The sequence below is a fragment of the Bordetella bronchialis genome (assembly GCF_001676705.1).
Taxonomy (GTDB): domain Bacteria; phylum Pseudomonadota; class Gammaproteobacteria; order Burkholderiales; family Burkholderiaceae_B; genus Bordetella_C; species Bordetella_C bronchialis.
In genome coordinates this window covers 83,245-98,686 of sequence record NZ_CP016170.1, presented here as the reverse complement: position 1 = coordinate 98,686, position 15,442 = coordinate 83,245, and the positions used below count along the sequence as shown (strand labels likewise).

The window sequence follows — 15,442 nt, the reverse complement described above, 5'->3', positions numbered from 1 at the left end:
CATTGGATACTCATGAGCAAAACGTTGATTATTGCCGAGAAGCCCTCGGTCGCCCTGGATATATCACGCGCCCTGGGAGGCTTCGCGCGTGAGGGGGAATACTTTGAAAGCGAACGTTACGTCTTGGCGTCCAGTGTCGGCCATTTGCTGAGCCTGGTGGCGCCCAACGATCCCGTCAAGGGGAAATGGAGCTTCGCCCACCTGCCGGTGATCCCGCCCAAATTCGAATTGGATCCGACCGACAAGCGGTCGAACGAGCGCTTGAAACTGCTGGTCCGCCTGGCCAAGCGCAAGGATGTGGACAGCATCATCAACGCGTGTGACGCGGGCCGCGAAGGCGAGCTGATCTTTCGTTACATCATTCAATACGCGGGGGTCAACAAGCCCATACGGCGCCTGTGGCTGCAGTCCATGACGCAGGCGGCCATACGCGAAGCCTTCGCCAATCTGCGCGACGACACCGCGATGAAACCGCTGGAGGCCGCCGCCCGTTCCCGCGCGGAAGCCGACTGGCTGGTCGGCATCAACGGCACCCGCGCCATGACGGCCTTCAACAGCAAGGACGGCGGCTTCTTCAAAACGCCGGTCGGGCGCGTGCAGACGCCCACGCTGGCCATCGTGCACGAGCGCGAGAACCGCATCCGCGCCTTCGTTTCGCGCGACTATTGGGAAGTGCGCGCCACCTTCGTGGCGGCGGCCGGCTTGTACGAAGGCCGCTGGATCGACCCCGATTTCAAGAAGGACGAGCGCGATCCCGAGAAACGCGAATCGCGGCTGTGGTCGCTGGCGGCGGCGCAAAGCGTGGTCGCGGCCTGCCGCGAGCAGACCGGCACCGTCACGGAGGAATCCAAGCCTTCGACGCAGCTGTCGCCCGCCCTGTACGACCTGACCTCGCTGCAGCGCGAGGCAAATGGCCGCTTCGGCTTCTCCGCCAAAACCACGCTTGCCCTGGCACAGACCCTGTACGAGCGCCACAAGGCGCTGACCTATCCGCGTACCGATTCGCGCTATCTGCCCGAGGACTACATCAACACGGTGCGCGATACCATGCGCGTCCTGGCCGACGCCCAGGGCGGACCGGCGGGTGCCACGGCGCGCCACGCGGCGCAGATCGTCGCGCAGAACTGGGTCAAGCCGAACCGGCGCATCTTCGACAATAAGAAGGTATCGGACCACTTCGCCATCATCCCCACTTTGCAGGTGCCGCGCGATCTCAGCGAAGCCGAAGCCAAGCTCTATGACCTGGTGCTCAAGCGCTTCCTGGCGGTGTTCTTCCCGGCCGCCGAGTACCGCGTGACGACGCGCATGACGGAGGTGCAGGGCCACCGCTTCCGTACCGACGGCAAGGTGCTGGTGGCGCCCGGATGGCTGGCCGTCTACGGCAAGGAGGCCCAGGACGAGGACGCCAACCTGGTGCCCGTGGCCGACGGCGAAAAAGTCCGCACGGAAGAAGTCGAGGCAGTCGGCATGGCGACCAAGCCGCCGCCCCGCTACAACGAAGCCACGCTGCTGTCCGCCATGGAAGGCGCCGGCAAGCTGGTGGAAGACGAAGAACTGCGCGAAGCCATGTCCGAGCGCGGCCTGGGCACCCCGGCCACCCGCGCGGCCATCATCGAAGGCCTGCTCAACGAAGGCTACCTGCGCCGCGAAGGCCGCGACCTGGTGCCCACCGCCAAGGCGCGCCAGCTGATGACGCTGCTGTCGGGCCTGGATGTCACCGAACTGACATCGCCGGAGCTGACCGGCGAATGGGAACACAAGCTCAAGCAGATCGAACAGGGCGGTCTGCAGCGCGATGCCTTCATGCGCGAGATCGCGCAGATGACGCAGGTCATCGTCAAGCGCGCCAAGGAATACGAACGCGATACCGTGCCGGGCGACTACGCGACCCTGCGCACGCCGTGCCCGAAGTGCGGCGGCGTGGTCAAGGAAAACTACCGCCGCTACGCCTGCACCAACTGCGACTTTTCCATCGGCAAGCATCCGGGCGGGCGCACCTTCGAACTGCCCGAAGTCGAGGAATTGCTGGCCAAGCGCGAAATCGGCCCCTTGCAGGGCTTCATCAGCAAGATGGGCCGGCCCTTCGCCGCTATCCTGCGCATCACCGACGACTACAAGCTGGAATTCGACTTCGGCCAGAGCAACGACGAGGACAACGAACCCGTCGACTTCTCCGGCCAGACGCCCGTGGGGCCCTGCCCGATATGCCGTTCGCGGGTTTTCGAATACGGCATGAGCTACGTGTGCGAGAAATCCGTCGGACCGGAAAAGACCTGCAGCTTCCGTTCGGGCAAGGTCATCCTGCAGCAGGAAATCACGCGCGCCCAGATGGAAAAACTCCTGAACGAGGGCCGCACGGACCTGCTGGACGGCTTCGTTTCGAGCCGCACCAATCGCAAGTTCAAGGCCTACCTGGTGCGCCAGCCCGACGGCAAGATCGGCTTTGAATTCGAGCCGCGCGGCGACAAGCCGGGGGCCAGGACGGCTGGCAGGACGGCGGCCAAGACGGCGGCCAAAACCGCGGGCAAGACCGCGGGCAAGACCGCCACGAAGCGCGCGGCCAAGACGGCGACGCGTGTCGCCGGCAGCGATGGCGAGGCCGCCGGGGACGAGGCCGCCGCGCCGGCCGCCAAGAAGGCGCCCGCCAGGAAAACCGCGGCCCGCAAGGCACCCGCCAAGAAAGCCGCCGCCAGGAAGACCGCGACCAAGACAGCAGCCTGACCGGAAATTCCGGGGCAGATAAAACAGGAAGGAGACCGAGCACCATGCAGCAGCATTTCATCGACAATCGCCCCGTACCGTCCTCCAACGGCGAGTTCATCCCCGTCATCGACCCGTCCACGGGACGCGAATTCGACGCCATCCCGCGCGGCAACGCCAACGATATCGACCTGGCCGTGAAGGCGGCGCGGCGCGCCTACGAAGGCGCCTGGGGCGCCTTGACGGCCGCCGAGCGGGGGCGGTTGCTGCTGAAACTGTCGCTGCGGGTCATGGACCATTTCGACGAACTGGCCGCCCTGGAATCGCGCGATTGCGGCAAGCCCACCAGGCAGGCGCGCGCCGACGTCACGGCCATCGCCCGCTATTTCGAGTTCTACGGCGGCGCGGCGGACAAGCTGCATGGCGAAACGCTGCCCTACCAGAACGGCTATACCGTCCTGACGCTGCGCGAGCCGCATGGCGTGACGGGACACATCGTGCCGTGGAACTATCCGCTGCAGATCTTCGGCCGCAGCGTGGGCGGCGCCCTGGCCGCCGGCAACGCCTGCGTGGTCAAGCCGGCCGAGGACGCCTGCCTGTCGGTACTGCGCATCGCCGAGCTGGCCGCCGAAGTCGGGTTCCCGCCCGGCGCCATCAATGTGGTCACCGGATACGGCCATGAAGCGGGCGACGCGTTGGCGCGGCATCCCGGCATCGACCATATTTCCTTTACCGGATCGCCCGCCATCGGCATCCTGGTGACGCAGACGGCGGCGGCCAACCACACGCCGGTCACCACAGAGCTGGGCGGAAAATCGCCGCAAATCGTCTTCGCCGACGCGGACTTCGACGCCATGCTGCCCGTGGTGCTCAACGCCATCGTGCAGAACGCGGGCCAGACCTGCTCCGCCGGCAGCCGCCTGCTGGTGCAGCGCAGCGTGTACGAACAAGTGCTGGAGAAAGTCGGCGCCGCCTTTGCCAGCCTGCGTACCGGCCCGGCGGAGGCCGACCTGGACTGCGGCCCGCTGATCCGCAAGACCCAGCAGGCGCGCGTCGCCGATTTCCTGGCGCAGGCTGGCGCCGACGGCATCGCCACCGTGGCGCAGGGCAAGCTGAGCGACGGCGCCCCGGCGGGCGGTTTCTACCAGGTCCCGACGCTATTGCGCGACGTGCCGCTGGACCATCGCCTGGCGCGCGACGAAGTGTTCGGGCCGGTGCTGGCGGCCATTCCCTTCGAGGACGAGGCGGATGCCGTGCGCATCGCCAACGCCACGGATTACGGCCTGGTGGCCAGCGTGTGGACCCGCGACGGCGGCCGCCAGCTGCGCATGGCGCGCAAGGTGCGGGCGGGACAGGTCTTCATCAATAACTACGGCGCGGGCGGCGGCATCGAGCTGCCCTTCGGCGGCGTGAAGGCCAGCGGCCACGGCCGCGAAAAAGGCTTCGAGGCGCTGTACGGCTTTACCGTGCTGAAGACCATTTCGATCAAGCACGACTGAGCCTGGAGGACCCCGGGGGCGCGGCGCGGAGAGCCGCCGTCCCTGCATCGCTGGCGGTGTCGTGAACGGCCTGCGCGCCGCGGCGGCAATGGCACGCGCGGCGGTGCCCGCATCGCCGATATGCCGCGATGCGGATCAGGCCTCGTCCTCGTACCAGACCCCGCCGGCCAGCATCATGCGGTGATGGCCGTATCCCGCCGGCATCATGGGATAGCAGTTTTCCTGCTCCGCCACGCAGACGTCCAGGAAGTACGGGCCGCGGCTGTCCAGGCATTGCGCCAGGGCGTCATCCAGCCGCGCGGGATCGGTCACGCGGGCGGCATTCCAGCCGAAGGCCTTGGCCACGGCGACGAAGTCCGGCAGCGACGCGTTGTAGCTGTGGCTGTAGCGCCCGCCGTGGATCAGCTCCTGCCATTGGCGCACCATGCCCATGTAGCCGTTATTGCACAGCACGACCTTGACCGGCGCATCGTGCTGCACGGCCGTGGACAGCTCCTGGATATTCATCAGCACCGAGGCATCCCCGCTGACGCAGACCACCGTGCGTTCCGGATGGGCGATCTGCGCGCCAATCGCCGCGGGCAGGCCATAGCCCATCGTGCCGGCGCCGCCGGAGGTCAACCAGCGGTTGGGCGCATCGAATTTCAGGTATTGGGCGGCCCACATCTGGTGCTGCCCCACGTCGGTGGAGACGACCGCGTCGCGGCCCGCCAAGGCGGCATCCAGGCGCGACATCAGCTGCTGCGGCAGGATGGCGTCATCGCGCGGCGCCACGCGCAGGCAATCCTTGGCGCGCCAGCGCTCGATGCGATGCCACCAGGTTTCCAGCTGCGCGGCCGGCGGCGCGCGGTCCGCCAGCGCCTGCCGCAAGGCATCGACCAGCGGCAGGCAATCGCCCACCATCGCCACGTCCACCCGCACCACCTTGTTGATGGACGCCGGGTCGATATCGATATGGATTTTGCGGGCGTGCGGGCAAAAGTCCGCCAGGCGCCCCGTGATGCGGTCGTCGAACCGTGCCCCCACGCAAACGATCAGGTCGGCGTGATGCATGGCCAGGTTGGCCTCCAGCGTGCCGTGCATGCCCAGCATGCCCAGGAATCGATGATCCGAGGCCGGGAACGCACCCAGGCCCATCAAGGTCAGGGTGCAGGGCGCGCCGGTCTGCCGCACCAGGTCCGTGAAGGCCGCGCAGGCCTCGGGGCCCGCATTGATCAGCCCGCCGCCGCCGTAGAACACCGGCCGCCGTGCCTGCGCGATCAGGTCGGCGGCGCGGCGCACGGCGCTTTGCGGCACCTTGAAGCTGGCCTTGGCGGCCTGGCGCCGCGCCCGCAAGGCCGTCACGCCATGGCGCTCGTCGGCCGGCAGCGTCTCGTCCTGGTCGGCGGGCAGGGCCAGTTGCACATCCTTGGGAAAGTCGACCAATACGGGCCCCGGACGGCCCTGGCGCGTCAACGTCAAGGCACGGGCCACCGTATCGGCTACCGCGTCCACGCGCATGATCTGCGTATTCCATTTGGTGACCGGCCGCGAAATACCGATGGCATCGCATTCCTGGAATGCGTCCGTGCCGATGGCCGCCGTGGCGACCTGGCCGCTGATGCACAGCACGGGGATGGAGTCGCACATCGCATCCAGCAAGCCCGAAGTGGTATTGGCCATGCCGGGCCCGGAGGTGACCAGCACCACGCCGGTGCGGCCGGTACTGCGGGCGTAGCCTTCGGCCGCATGCACGGCCGCCTGCTCATGGCGAACCAGCACGTGGCGCAAGCGCGGCTCGGCGTACAGGGCGTCGTACAGCGGCAGCAGCGCCCCTCCCGGATAGCCGAAGATCGTATCGACCCCGTGGGCGATAAGCGTTTCCAGCAGGATGCGGGCGCCGTTGGCCACAGGAGGAGTGCCGCCGGCGTCGGCACCAGTCAAAGCCCGGGAAGGAAGACGGTCGTTCATAGGACATCATCTTAGGGAAGATTCGTCGGAATTTTTATCTTGTTTTTCTAGCTTTGGCGCAAAAACGCAGTAAATTCGTCCTATAAATCGAAGGATCGAAGAAAATGCGTCTGGACAAATTCGACTTGGCCATTCTGCGGGTGCTGCAGGACAACGCCCGCGCCAGTCTCAACGAAATCGGCGCCGCGGTCGGGCTGTCGTCCACGCCATGCTGGAATCGCATCAAGCGGATGGAAACCGCGGGTGTCATCCGCGGCTATACGGTCAATATCGACCCCGCGGCGCTCGGCTTCATGGACACGGTCATCGTCCATGTCACCCTGGAAAGCCACAGCGAGGAAACCCTGTACGAGTTCGGCCGCGCGCTGGCCCGCATACCGGAGGTGCTGGAAGCCTTCCTGGTGTCCGGCGACTACGACTACTCCATCCGCATAGCCGTGCGCGATACGCGCGACTACGAGCGCCTGCTGCGCGAGCAGCTCTACCGCATACCCGGCATAAGGCACAGCAAGTCCAGTTTCGTCCTGCGCCGCCTGAAGGAATCCATGCTGCCGCTGACGCCGCCCGCGCCGATATAATCCCCCGTCACTTCGACCGATCGCACCTTCCGCGAGCGGCTACCCCCTTACCGCGCCGGCGCGCGGAACCTGGCTGGACATGACCGAAGCAACCCCCAAACCCTGGCACGTCGTGCGGCGTTCCAAGCTGCACGGCAACGGCGTCTTCGCGGCGCGCAAGATACCCGCCGGCACCCGCATCCTGGAATACGGTGGCAAGCGCATCAGCGCCAAGGAAGCGGACCGCCGCCATCCGACCAACCCGGACGATCCTTTCCACACGTTCTTTTTCTCGCTGTCCTCCGGCAAGGTGATCGACGGGGGCGACCATGGCAACGACGCCCGCTGGATCAACCACAGCTGCGCGCCCAACTGCGAGTCGCAGGAAGGCAGCGGCGGCAAGCGCGTCTATATCCATGCCCTGCGCGACATCAAGCGCGGCGAAGAGCTCTTCTACGACTATGGGCTGGTGCTGGACGGCAAGATCACCAAGGCCATGAAGGAAGGCTACAAATGCCTGTGCGGCGCGCCGGAATGCCGGGGCACCATGCTGGCCCTGCCTGAAAAGAAAAAGAAGAAAAAGAAAGACTAGGCCGCGGACCGCCTGTCTTCTTGCATGGCGAAGGCCGAAACCAGCGCGCCATGCGGTCTGCCGGGATGCGCCGGCGGGCCGGCCGCGGCCCCACCCGGGCCAGCCGGGCCACCCGTAAATCAAAACCGATCGCCGGAAAAGTAGAAGTACCCGAAGCGCGACGCCCCTACCATGCGACGGTCAGCATGGGGGCGCCGCGGCGGCATCCCGCCATGCCCGCACCCATCGGGAGACAGCAGACATGGCGAGCGATCACCACCGGTCGGTCAAGGATGCCGGCGCCAACCCACCCTCGACGTCCACGCGGCTCATCCAATCGCCCGACATGGGCGAGGGCCCGAATGCCGTCAGCTGGCTGGTCGGCGATGTCAATGGCGATGGCAAGGCCGAGATCTGCCAGCAATACACGAACAGCAATGGCAAGCTCGGGATAATCGTCTACGGCTGGAACGGCACCGACATGGTCGTGCTGAAGCAGAACGACGACATGGGCCAGGGGCCCAACGCCATCAACTGGCTGATCGGCGATGTCAATGGCGACGGCAAGGCCGAGATCTGCCAGCAATACAAGAACGGCAATGGCAAGCTCGGGATGGTCGTCTACGGCTGGAACGGCACCGACATGGCCGTGCTGAAGCAGAACGACGACATGGGCCAGGGGCCCAACGCCGTCAGCTGGCTGATCGGCGACGTCAACGGCGATGGCAAGGCCGAGATCTGCCAACAATACAAGAACGCCGACAACGGCAACCTGGGCATGATCGTCTACGGCTGGGACGACCACGACATAAAAAAGATATGGACGATATGGCAGCAGGACGATATGGGGCAGGGTCCCAATGCCCTGACGTGGCTGATCGGCGACGTCAACGGCGATGGCAAGGCCGAGATCTGCCAGCTATGGGATAACGGCGGCAAGCTGGCCATCATCTTCTATATGTGGGCGGAAGATGGCATGCATACAACCGTACCGACGTACCCGGGTTGGTTCATGGATGCGGAAGCCTCCACGGCGGGCTCGGGCTGGTTCATCGGAGATGTCAATGAAGATGGCTGGACCGAGATGTGCCACTGGTGGAGCGACAGCAGCAGCGTAGGGGCCTCGCTGTACGAATACTTCGCGGGCAAATGCGCACGCGGCCCGGGCGCGCGCAGGTACTACGTCTCGAGCACCCCGCCGCCGCCCGTCGGTTTCGTGCTGGGGGATTTCCGCGGCAAGGGCCGCAAGGAATTGTGCGAAGCCTACGCGACGGGCGGCGCGCTCGGCATGATGCTTTTCACGTTCTTCAAGGGCAGCACCCTGAAGGGGAAAGCGGAATGGGGCAGGGACAACATGAATCAGGGTCCGAACGCCATCGCATGGCTGGCGGGGAACTTCATGGGCCCCATCCAGGACGGCCAGACCACGGTTCAGCGTGAGCAAATCTGCCAACTATGGGACAACAACGGCAAGCTGGACATGATCGTCTACGGTTGGAAGGGGGGCAGCGACGGCTTCCAGGATGGCGACTACGGAGACGGGGACGGCGGTATTACGGTGTTGTGGCCCACCGCATAGCCGGCATGCCGGCGAATGGAGGGTCGCGCGCCATGAATATCGCTTATCCGGGCTTGCGCCGTTGCCTGTGGACGATCGCCGCATGCCTGCCGCTGCTATGCCCGCCGCCCGGGATTTCAATCTCCTGCCAAACGCGCCGGAACGCCGTTAGGGCGCGTTCCGCCGCCCTTACCCCTCGGCACAGTGCGGCCTTCCGCGGACCTTGCGCATGCGATGGCATACAATGCGGCCATGCCGCTACCCGCGGCATGCAGTACGTCTTCAGGGCGGGGTGAAATTCCCCACCGGCGGTAGGCCATGCAAAGTGGCAAGCCCGCGAGCGCCCGCGGTCCGGCAACGGTCGGCGGGGTCAGCAGATCTGGTCAGATTCCAGAGCCGACGGTCATAGTCCGGATGAGAGAAGATGTGCCGGCACACTTCCGTACCCCGCGCGCCGAGGCGCGCACGCGGTTTTGCGTTTGGCTCCATAGCCCTGGAACGTTTTTCGCCCAACTTTTCCGCGAGAGCGTTTCAATGTCCCAAGCATCGTCCTACCCCACCGCCGCCAACCGGCACGCACCGTCCATCTTCGCGCAACCCTTCCCCATGCGGCTGGCGCGCGCCCTGCACCATATGCGCCTGGGCCGTCCCGTCATCCTGCTGGATGACGACGACCGCGAGAACGAGGCGGATCTTATCGTCGCCGCCGACAAGATCACGGTCCCCGTCATGGCCCAGCTGATCCGCGATTGCAGCGGCATCGTCTGCCTGTGCCTGAACGACGAAACCCTGGACCGCCTGGCGCTGCCGCCCATGACGGCCCGCAACGAAAGCCGCCACGGCACCGCCTTCACGGTCTCCATCGAGGCGCGCGATGGCGTCAGCACCGGCGTTTCCGCCAGGGACCGCGTCACCACGATACGCGCGGCCATCGCCCCGCAGGCCCGGGCCGGCGATGTCGTCAGCCCCGGCCACGTCTTCCCGCTGCGCGCCCAGCCGGGCGGCGTCCTGGCCCGTCGCGGCCACACCGAAGGCTCCGTCGACCTGGCCATCCTGGCCGGCCTGCGTCCCGCCGCCGTGCTGTGCGAACTGATGAACGACGACGGCACGATGACGCGGGGCGAGGCCATCGACCGCTATGCCGCCAGGCATGGCCTGGTCGCGCTGACCATCGCCGAACTGGCGGACTACCGCCGCGGCCTGGAAACGCAGGAAGCGCCGTCGATGGAACTGGAATCGCAGGCGGCCTGAGCGCGGTCCCGGGGGGCGACGAACCGCCGTCCTCCGCTTTCCCATCCGCGGGATCGCCGCATAGGGCGCCATGCCGCCAGATCAGGACCGCGAGGCCAGGTCCCGCGCGACGCGGGCCAGGCAGGCCGCCACGTCGCCCACCACGACGGTCGCGCTGCAAGCCAGCATCAGGTTGAGGTTCATGCCGAAGTCTTCGACGGTATCGCCACGCGCATCGATGTGCGCATGGCCGTCCGCGGATTTGCCCACGGCCACCTGCTCGACGATGGAGCTTTCGACAGACGTATACGCCCACACCGGCTTGCCCAGCGCGATCGCATAGCCGACCTCGAAGGCGGTGCCGGAGTCCGGTTCCGCCCCGCGGAAGGGGTTGAGGTTCGCGAGCACGCCGTCGGCGCGGCCTATCAAGGCGATGTTGGCGCGATAGATCCAGGCCGCCAGATGGCGCCCGCTCAAGTGCGCGGGGCCGGCCTTGTCCAGGGGATACAAGCCCTGCAGGCCATGTTCGGCGCACAGGGCCTTCAGGCGCTCGCCATGGGCCACGGCATCCGGCCGGAATACGTCGGGCCCGGCCAGGTACAGGGAAAACGGTCGCGCGGGAGAAGCCGGCATGCCTTGCATTCCATGGTGGTTGGCGCGCCGTGGCGGTGCCGGCGCGGCGCCGCGGCTAGAACATCGTGTTCCGGTTGGCGGGGTTTTCCGGGATGTCCTGGCTGACGTCCCAGTGTTCGACGATCTTGCCGTCGCGCAGGCGGAAGATATCGACCACGGCTTGGCCCGTGTCCTCCGGCGATTCCTTCCACAGCGAATGCACCACGACCAGATCGTCTTCCGCGATCATGCGCTTGATATCCGCCGTGGCCATCGGATGCTGTTCCAGGTACGGCCCGTAGAAGTCGGCCATGGCCGAGGCGCCGTCCGGCAGATAGGGGTCGTGCTGGATCAGGTTCTTGTCGACATAGGTCTGCAGCGCCTTGTCGACGTTCTTGTCCTGGAACAGCATGCGGAAGAACGCCGTCACCACCGCCTTGTTGTCGGCCGGCGCCGATTGCGCGGTGGCGCACAGGCATGCGGCCGCGCAGAACAGGAAAGTGGCGGCGAAAGGTTTGAGCTTCATGCTGGTTCCGGACTGATAAAAACGGGCGGACGGGCCTGCGGCGCGCCCGCGGCGTGCCAGTGTAAACAAACTCAGGCGGCCTGGGCCTCCCGCTGCTGCTGGTAGACCTGCAGATGCGAGTAAGCCACGCGCAAATAAGGCGTGGCGATGCCGCGGGCGGCGCCACGGGCGATCATATCGCCGACGATGTGGTCGGCCTCCACGCGCAGCCCCTGCCGCAGGTCGCGGAACATGGACGCGGTGACCGGCGACGCGGTGTCGGTGAACAGCTTGCGCGCCGCGCCATCGGCCTGCGGCCGCACCCGGTAGCCGGCCGCGGCCGACACCGCCTGCGCTTCGGCGAGCAGGTTCAGCATGATGGCCTGGCCATCCGCCGTCGAGGCGATCTCGCCCACCGAGCCGCGCATCAGGCAGGTGCCGGCCGCTAGCGAGCAGAGGAACACGTATTTTTCCCAGCAATCCTGATGGATGGTCTCGCTCAGGCGCGCCGAAAAATCGGCGCGCGACAGGGCCTGCTCGACCGCCACGCAGCGCTCGCTGCGCGGGTCGCCCGCCCGCTCGCCGAACAGGAAACTGGCGTGGGCGCCCATATGGACGATTTCGCCTTCCGGCCCCAGCGTGGCGCTGATCTGGCACAGCCCGCCCAGCACCCGGTGGGCGCCGAAGGTATGGTCCAGCACGTCGTAGTGCGCCATGCCGTTCATGATGGGCAGCACCGCGGAACCGGGCCCCACGGCGGGCCTGATGGCGGTGACGGCGCTGCCCAGGTCGTAGGCCTTGCAACTGAGCACGATCACGTCGTAATGGCCGTCGAGGTCGTTGATCGTAGCGACCTTGGGGCGGATCGTGGCATCGCCACGGGGGCTGCGCAGGCGTAGGCCGTGCTCGCGCAGCGACGCCGCGCGCGCATCGCGCACCAGGAAGGTGACGTCGACGCCGGCCTGTGCCGCGCGTCCGCCGAAATAGCCGCCGGTACCGCCGGCGCCCAGGAACAACATCCGCATCTTTATCTCCATCTGCCCGCGGCCCGTCGCCCGCCGCCAGCCCCGCATTATGCGCCGAGATGGCATGGGGGCGCGACGCCCGCCCGGGCCGGAAAGGTCACATCGCGGGGGCCTGCCCCCGCGCGGCCTGCCTGCTACGATGCGCCGGCAGCCTTGACGCCTCGCTGAAAGCCGGTGACGGCCGCCGTGTCGCCATCGAGCCGCACTTTCCGCCCTATCGGGAGACGCGCGTGGATCTTCTCATCAATATCGACGTCGACGACATCGCCCTTGCAGAGGCCTTCTACCGCGACGCCTTCGGACTGCGGCCGGGACGGCGCTTCGGCGAAGACGGCGTGGAGATGCTGGGAGCCGCCGTGCCGATCTATCTCTTGCGCAAGCAGGCCGGCACCCGCCCGGCGCCGCAAGCCACGGGCGCGCGGCACTATGGCCGGCACTGGACGCCAGTCCATCTGGACATTGTGGTCACGGATTGCGACGCGGCGGTGGCGCGGGCAGTGGCGGCCGGCGCCACGCTGGAGACGCCCGCCACCACCCATCCCTGGGGCCGGATCGCCGGCCTGGCCGATCCCTTCGGCCACGGCCTGTGCATCCTGCAATTCCTGGGGCGCGGCTACGATGCCATAGCCGGGCAGGCGGACGGCTGAGCGCGGCCCCGGGATCCGGCCACAGGCCAGGGGCCATCAATCGAAGATTTCGTGCCAGAAGGATTTCTTGCGGTAGCCACGGTCGTAGCCACGGTCGCCGTAGTGGAGCTCGCGGTCGTCGTGGCCATAAGGGCGCCCGGCCGGCTGTTGCGGCGGCTGCGGCGGGGGCGCCGACGCCTGCGACATGCCGCTTTCCTGGACGCTGCGCTCGATCAGCTTGTCCAGTTCGCCGCGGTCCAGCCATACGCCCCGGCATTGGGGGCAATAGTCGATCTCGATGTTCTGCCGCGACGACATGACCAGATCGGGTTCTCGGCAGGTAGGGCACTTCATGGCGGTCTCCTTACGTTTTCCTGAACGAAGGTAGACCGCCCGGCGCCGGGATGGTTCCCCGGCATCGTCGGCCGCCACCGGCGCCCCTCGCCGCGGAGCCCGCGGCTATCCGCGTGGCCCCGCTGGCACGCGGTCAGCGCGGCCGGTGCCAGACCTTGCTGACCGCCCGGATCGCCGCCCAGGCCATCCAGCGGCCGTTGGTCAGCCGCGCCCGGGGCAGGCGGCGCATGACTTCGATGGCGAAGCCGCCACGGCGATGCCATTCGCGCTTGCGGACCTGGCTATCGGTCCGGCGGCCTTCCAGCCAGTCGAACTTGCGCAGCCCCGGCTTGTAGACCGGCGGGATGTTGAAGATCAGGATGTAGGCCAGCCGCGGCGCATCCGACGTGTTCGGGCCGGTGTAGTGCAGGGTCCGCATATCGTGGACGGTGCAGCCGCCGGCCGGTAGGGGCACGGCCACTGCCTTGTCGCGCGGGAATTCGTCGCAGCATTCCAGCGGATGCAAGGTCTTGTCGTAGCCCGGCGAACGATGCTTGAGCACGTCGTAGCGGTGCGACCCGGGAATGAACTGCATGCAGCCATTGACCTCGCCCACGGGTTGCAAGGGCAGCCAGATACTGAGTTCGCGGTACTCGAAGTCCGGCGAGCGAAAGGCCTCGTCCTGGTGCCACGGCGTCTCCGGTCCGACGCGCGCCGGCTTGAGCAGGGCGTGTTCGCCGTACAGCGCGGCGTCCTCGCCCAGCAGTTGGCGCGCGATGGCCAAGGCGCGGCGGTGATAGGTCGTCTTCAGCAGTTCCGGGGCGTAGTGCGAAGGGTCGTGCAGGCTGGGAAAGGTTTGCGGCTTGTCGGGATCGTCGCGGCTGGCGAAGTCGTATTGCGCGCCCTCCTCATAGCCCACCTTGTTCTCGAACATGCGCATCAGCGTCTGCCGTATCTGCGCCACCTCATCGGGGGGGCAGATCTCTTCCAGGGAGATATACCCCCGGGCCTTGTATTCAAGCGTCGTTTCTTCCGGAAGGAGATAATCCTGGCTCACATCGCGCTCCGCACTGGTCAGATACCCCGCCGCGAACCGAACCGTTAGCGGCTATGTACGGCGTAAGGTATCTTTTCAAAAGCGCAGCAACTATCGCTCATCCTTCCTAGGACGGAAGCGGCGCGCGGCTCAACCGTTGAGCGGAAAAGGATGGGCAGCCGGCGGGCGCCGCGCGTGGCGCCGCTACCGGTTCGACCGAGACGCTAAAGCTGAGCAGCTTGTCCCGCACCCCCCGGATGGGTGACCAGGAAGCTGAAGAGACGGGCCCGCACGGCGTCCAGTTCGACCGCGTCCGCCGGCGCCGCGCCGAGCCGCTGCGCGCCCCAGTCGATGGCATGATCGCGGGCCTCGCGGATGACCGCCACGCCGGCCGCGCGCAGGCGGCTGGCATAGGCCCGGCCCTCGTCGCGCAGCGGGTCGTCGGGGCCGCTCAGCAGCAGCAGCGGCGGCAAACCGGCCAGGCGGGTACCGGCCATCGGGGTGGCGTAAGGATGGCTGGCATCGCAGGGACAGGACAGATAGCCGCGCCAGCCGCCGGCCCATTGCGCGCCGGCGGGCGTGCCTTGGGCCGCGCGCACGGAGGCCGTGCCCATGCTGGCATCCAGCATGGGCGAGAACAGGATCTGGCCGTCCACGGGCGGCCCCAGGCGGTCGCGCGCCATCAGGGCGACCGCGGCGGCAATACAGCCGCCGGCTTCCTCGCCCGCGACGAATAGCGCGGCGCCCCTGCCGGCCAGTTGCTGGCGATGCTGGTGGGCCCATCGCAGCGTCGCATAGGCGGCTTCCACCGCGGACGGGAAAGGATGGTCGGGCGCCAGCGGGTAATCCACCGATAGGACGATGGCGCCGGCGTCGGCCAGCAGTTGCGCCACGGTGGAGGGCTGGTCCACGGAACCGGACACGAAAGCGCCGCCGTGGAAGTGCACCGCCAGCGGCGTGGCGGCGCCTTGGGCGCGGCGGCCGTAGAAGCGCACGCGGTGCGGAGGCAGTACATCGGCAGGCGCGGAGCCGGCCGGTGAAGCAGCGGCGCCCGCGGGCAAGGGCCGCGGCGCGGCAATATCGGGATGGCAGGACATGACTATCGACCGGTGCCCCGCCGGGTGCGGACGGGGCGTATCTACGATGCGCTAAGCATAGAAAATGCCCGCGCCCGGATAAACCAGCCCGCCATGACTTAATAAGTTACCCGTTACGACTAATGCACGTGCATGACGCGCCG

General features: G+C 67.1%; 14 protein-coding genes and 1 riboswitch. Of the genes, 7 read left to right on the top strand and 7 right to left on the bottom strand.

The window, feature by feature from the left end; genetic code table 11:
* The first annotated feature begins 12 nt into the window (after positions 1 to 12).
* Positions 13 to 2,721 (top strand): DNA topoisomerase III, encoded by a 2,709-nt coding sequence (locus BAU06_RS00440; RefSeq protein ID WP_066342721.1) that lies wholly within the window; start codon positions 13 to 15, stop codon positions 2,719 to 2,721.
* Positions 2,722 to 2,765: 44 nt separating this feature from the next.
* Positions 2,766 to 4,199 (top strand): aldehyde dehydrogenase family protein, encoded by a 1,434-nt coding sequence (locus BAU06_RS00435; RefSeq protein ID WP_066342720.1) that lies wholly within the window; start codon positions 2,766 to 2,768, stop codon positions 4,197 to 4,199.
* Positions 4,200 to 4,334: 135 nt separating this feature from the next.
* Here the strand turns inward: BAU06_RS00435 and ilvB are convergent, their stop codons facing one another.
* Entirely contained in the window at positions 4,335 to 6,149 is a 1,815-nt protein-coding gene (gene ilvB, locus BAU06_RS00430; protein ID WP_066342719.1) for a biosynthetic-type acetolactate synthase large subunit, read from the bottom strand.
* 104 nt (positions 6,150 to 6,253) lie between these two features.
* On the opposite strand from ilvB, the gene BAU06_RS00425 reads away from it, so the two are divergent.
* From BAU06_RS00425 to ribB, 4 genes are all read left to right on the top strand, one after another.
* Positions 6,254 to 6,727, top strand: a complete 474-nt coding sequence (locus BAU06_RS00425; RefSeq protein WP_066342718.1) for an Lrp/AsnC family transcriptional regulator — start codon at positions 6,254 to 6,256, stop codon at positions 6,725 to 6,727.
* Between the two features lie 79 nt (positions 6,728 to 6,806).
* Positions 6,807 to 7,298: an SET domain-containing protein gene (locus tag BAU06_RS00420; protein ID WP_066342715.1), complete on the top strand. Its 492-nt coding sequence runs from the start codon at positions 6,807 to 6,809 to the stop codon at positions 7,296 to 7,298.
* A gap of 241 nt (positions 7,299 to 7,539) precedes the next feature.
* A complete protein-coding gene (locus tag BAU06_RS00415) occupies positions 7,540 to 8,856 on the top strand; it encodes an FG-GAP repeat domain-containing protein (RefSeq protein WP_066342714.1) in 1,317 nt (438 codons plus the stop codon).
* A 253-nt stretch (positions 8,857 to 9,109) separates the two neighbouring features.
* Positions 9,110 to 9,265, top strand: a riboswitch (FMN riboswitch).
* Positions 9,266 to 9,369: 104 nt separating this feature from the next.
* Positions 9,370 to 10,086: a 3,4-dihydroxy-2-butanone-4-phosphate synthase gene (ribB, locus tag BAU06_RS00410; RefSeq protein WP_066342712.1), complete on the top strand. Its 717-nt coding sequence runs from the start codon at positions 9,370 to 9,372 to the stop codon at positions 10,084 to 10,086.
* A gap of 81 nt (positions 10,087 to 10,167) precedes the next feature.
* On the opposite strand, the gene BAU06_RS00405 is transcribed toward ribB, so the two are convergent.
* From BAU06_RS00405 to panE, 3 genes are all read right to left on the bottom strand, one after another.
* Complete coding sequence (locus tag BAU06_RS00405) at positions 10,168 to 10,698, bottom strand: nucleoside 2-deoxyribosyltransferase (protein ID WP_066342710.1); 531 nt, start codon at positions 10,696 to 10,698, stop codon at positions 10,168 to 10,170.
* Between the two features lie 55 nt (positions 10,699 to 10,753).
* Positions 10,754 to 11,203, bottom strand: coding sequence for a nuclear transport factor 2 family protein (locus tag BAU06_RS00400; RefSeq protein ID WP_066342709.1), 450 nt, complete (start codon positions 11,201 to 11,203; stop codon positions 10,754 to 10,756).
* A 71-nt stretch (positions 11,204 to 11,274) separates the two neighbouring features.
* Positions 11,275 to 12,207 carry a 2-dehydropantoate 2-reductase gene (gene panE / locus BAU06_RS00395; protein ID WP_066342708.1) on the bottom strand — a complete coding sequence of 311 codons (933 nt, stop codon included), beginning with the start codon at positions 12,205 to 12,207 and terminating at the stop codon, positions 11,275 to 11,277.
* A 230-nt stretch (positions 12,208 to 12,437) separates the two neighbouring features.
* On the opposite strand from panE, the gene BAU06_RS00390 reads away from it, so the two are divergent.
* Positions 12,438 to 12,854: a VOC family protein gene (locus BAU06_RS00390; protein ID WP_066357581.1), complete on the top strand. Its 417-nt coding sequence runs from the start codon at positions 12,438 to 12,440 to the stop codon at positions 12,852 to 12,854.
* Positions 12,855 to 12,890: 36 nt separating this feature from the next.
* On the opposite strand, the gene BAU06_RS00385 is transcribed toward BAU06_RS00390, so the two are convergent.
* From BAU06_RS00385 to BAU06_RS00375, 3 genes are all read right to left on the bottom strand, one after another.
* Positions 12,891 to 13,187, bottom strand: coding sequence for a TFIIB-type zinc ribbon-containing protein (locus BAU06_RS00385; RefSeq protein WP_066342707.1), 297 nt, complete (start codon positions 13,185 to 13,187; stop codon positions 12,891 to 12,893).
* A 133-nt stretch (positions 13,188 to 13,320) separates the two neighbouring features.
* Complete coding sequence (locus tag BAU06_RS00380) at positions 13,321 to 14,223, bottom strand: phytanoyl-CoA dioxygenase family protein (RefSeq protein ID WP_066342706.1); 903 nt, start codon at positions 14,221 to 14,223, stop codon at positions 13,321 to 13,323.
* A 203-nt stretch (positions 14,224 to 14,426) separates the two neighbouring features.
* The gene (locus tag BAU06_RS00375) at positions 14,427 to 15,299 is read right to left on the bottom strand and encodes an alpha/beta hydrolase (RefSeq protein WP_066342704.1); all 873 of its coding nucleotides are present in this window, start codon (positions 15,297 to 15,299) and stop codon (positions 14,427 to 14,429) included.
* Between the last annotated feature and the right edge of the window lie 143 nt (positions 15,300 to 15,442).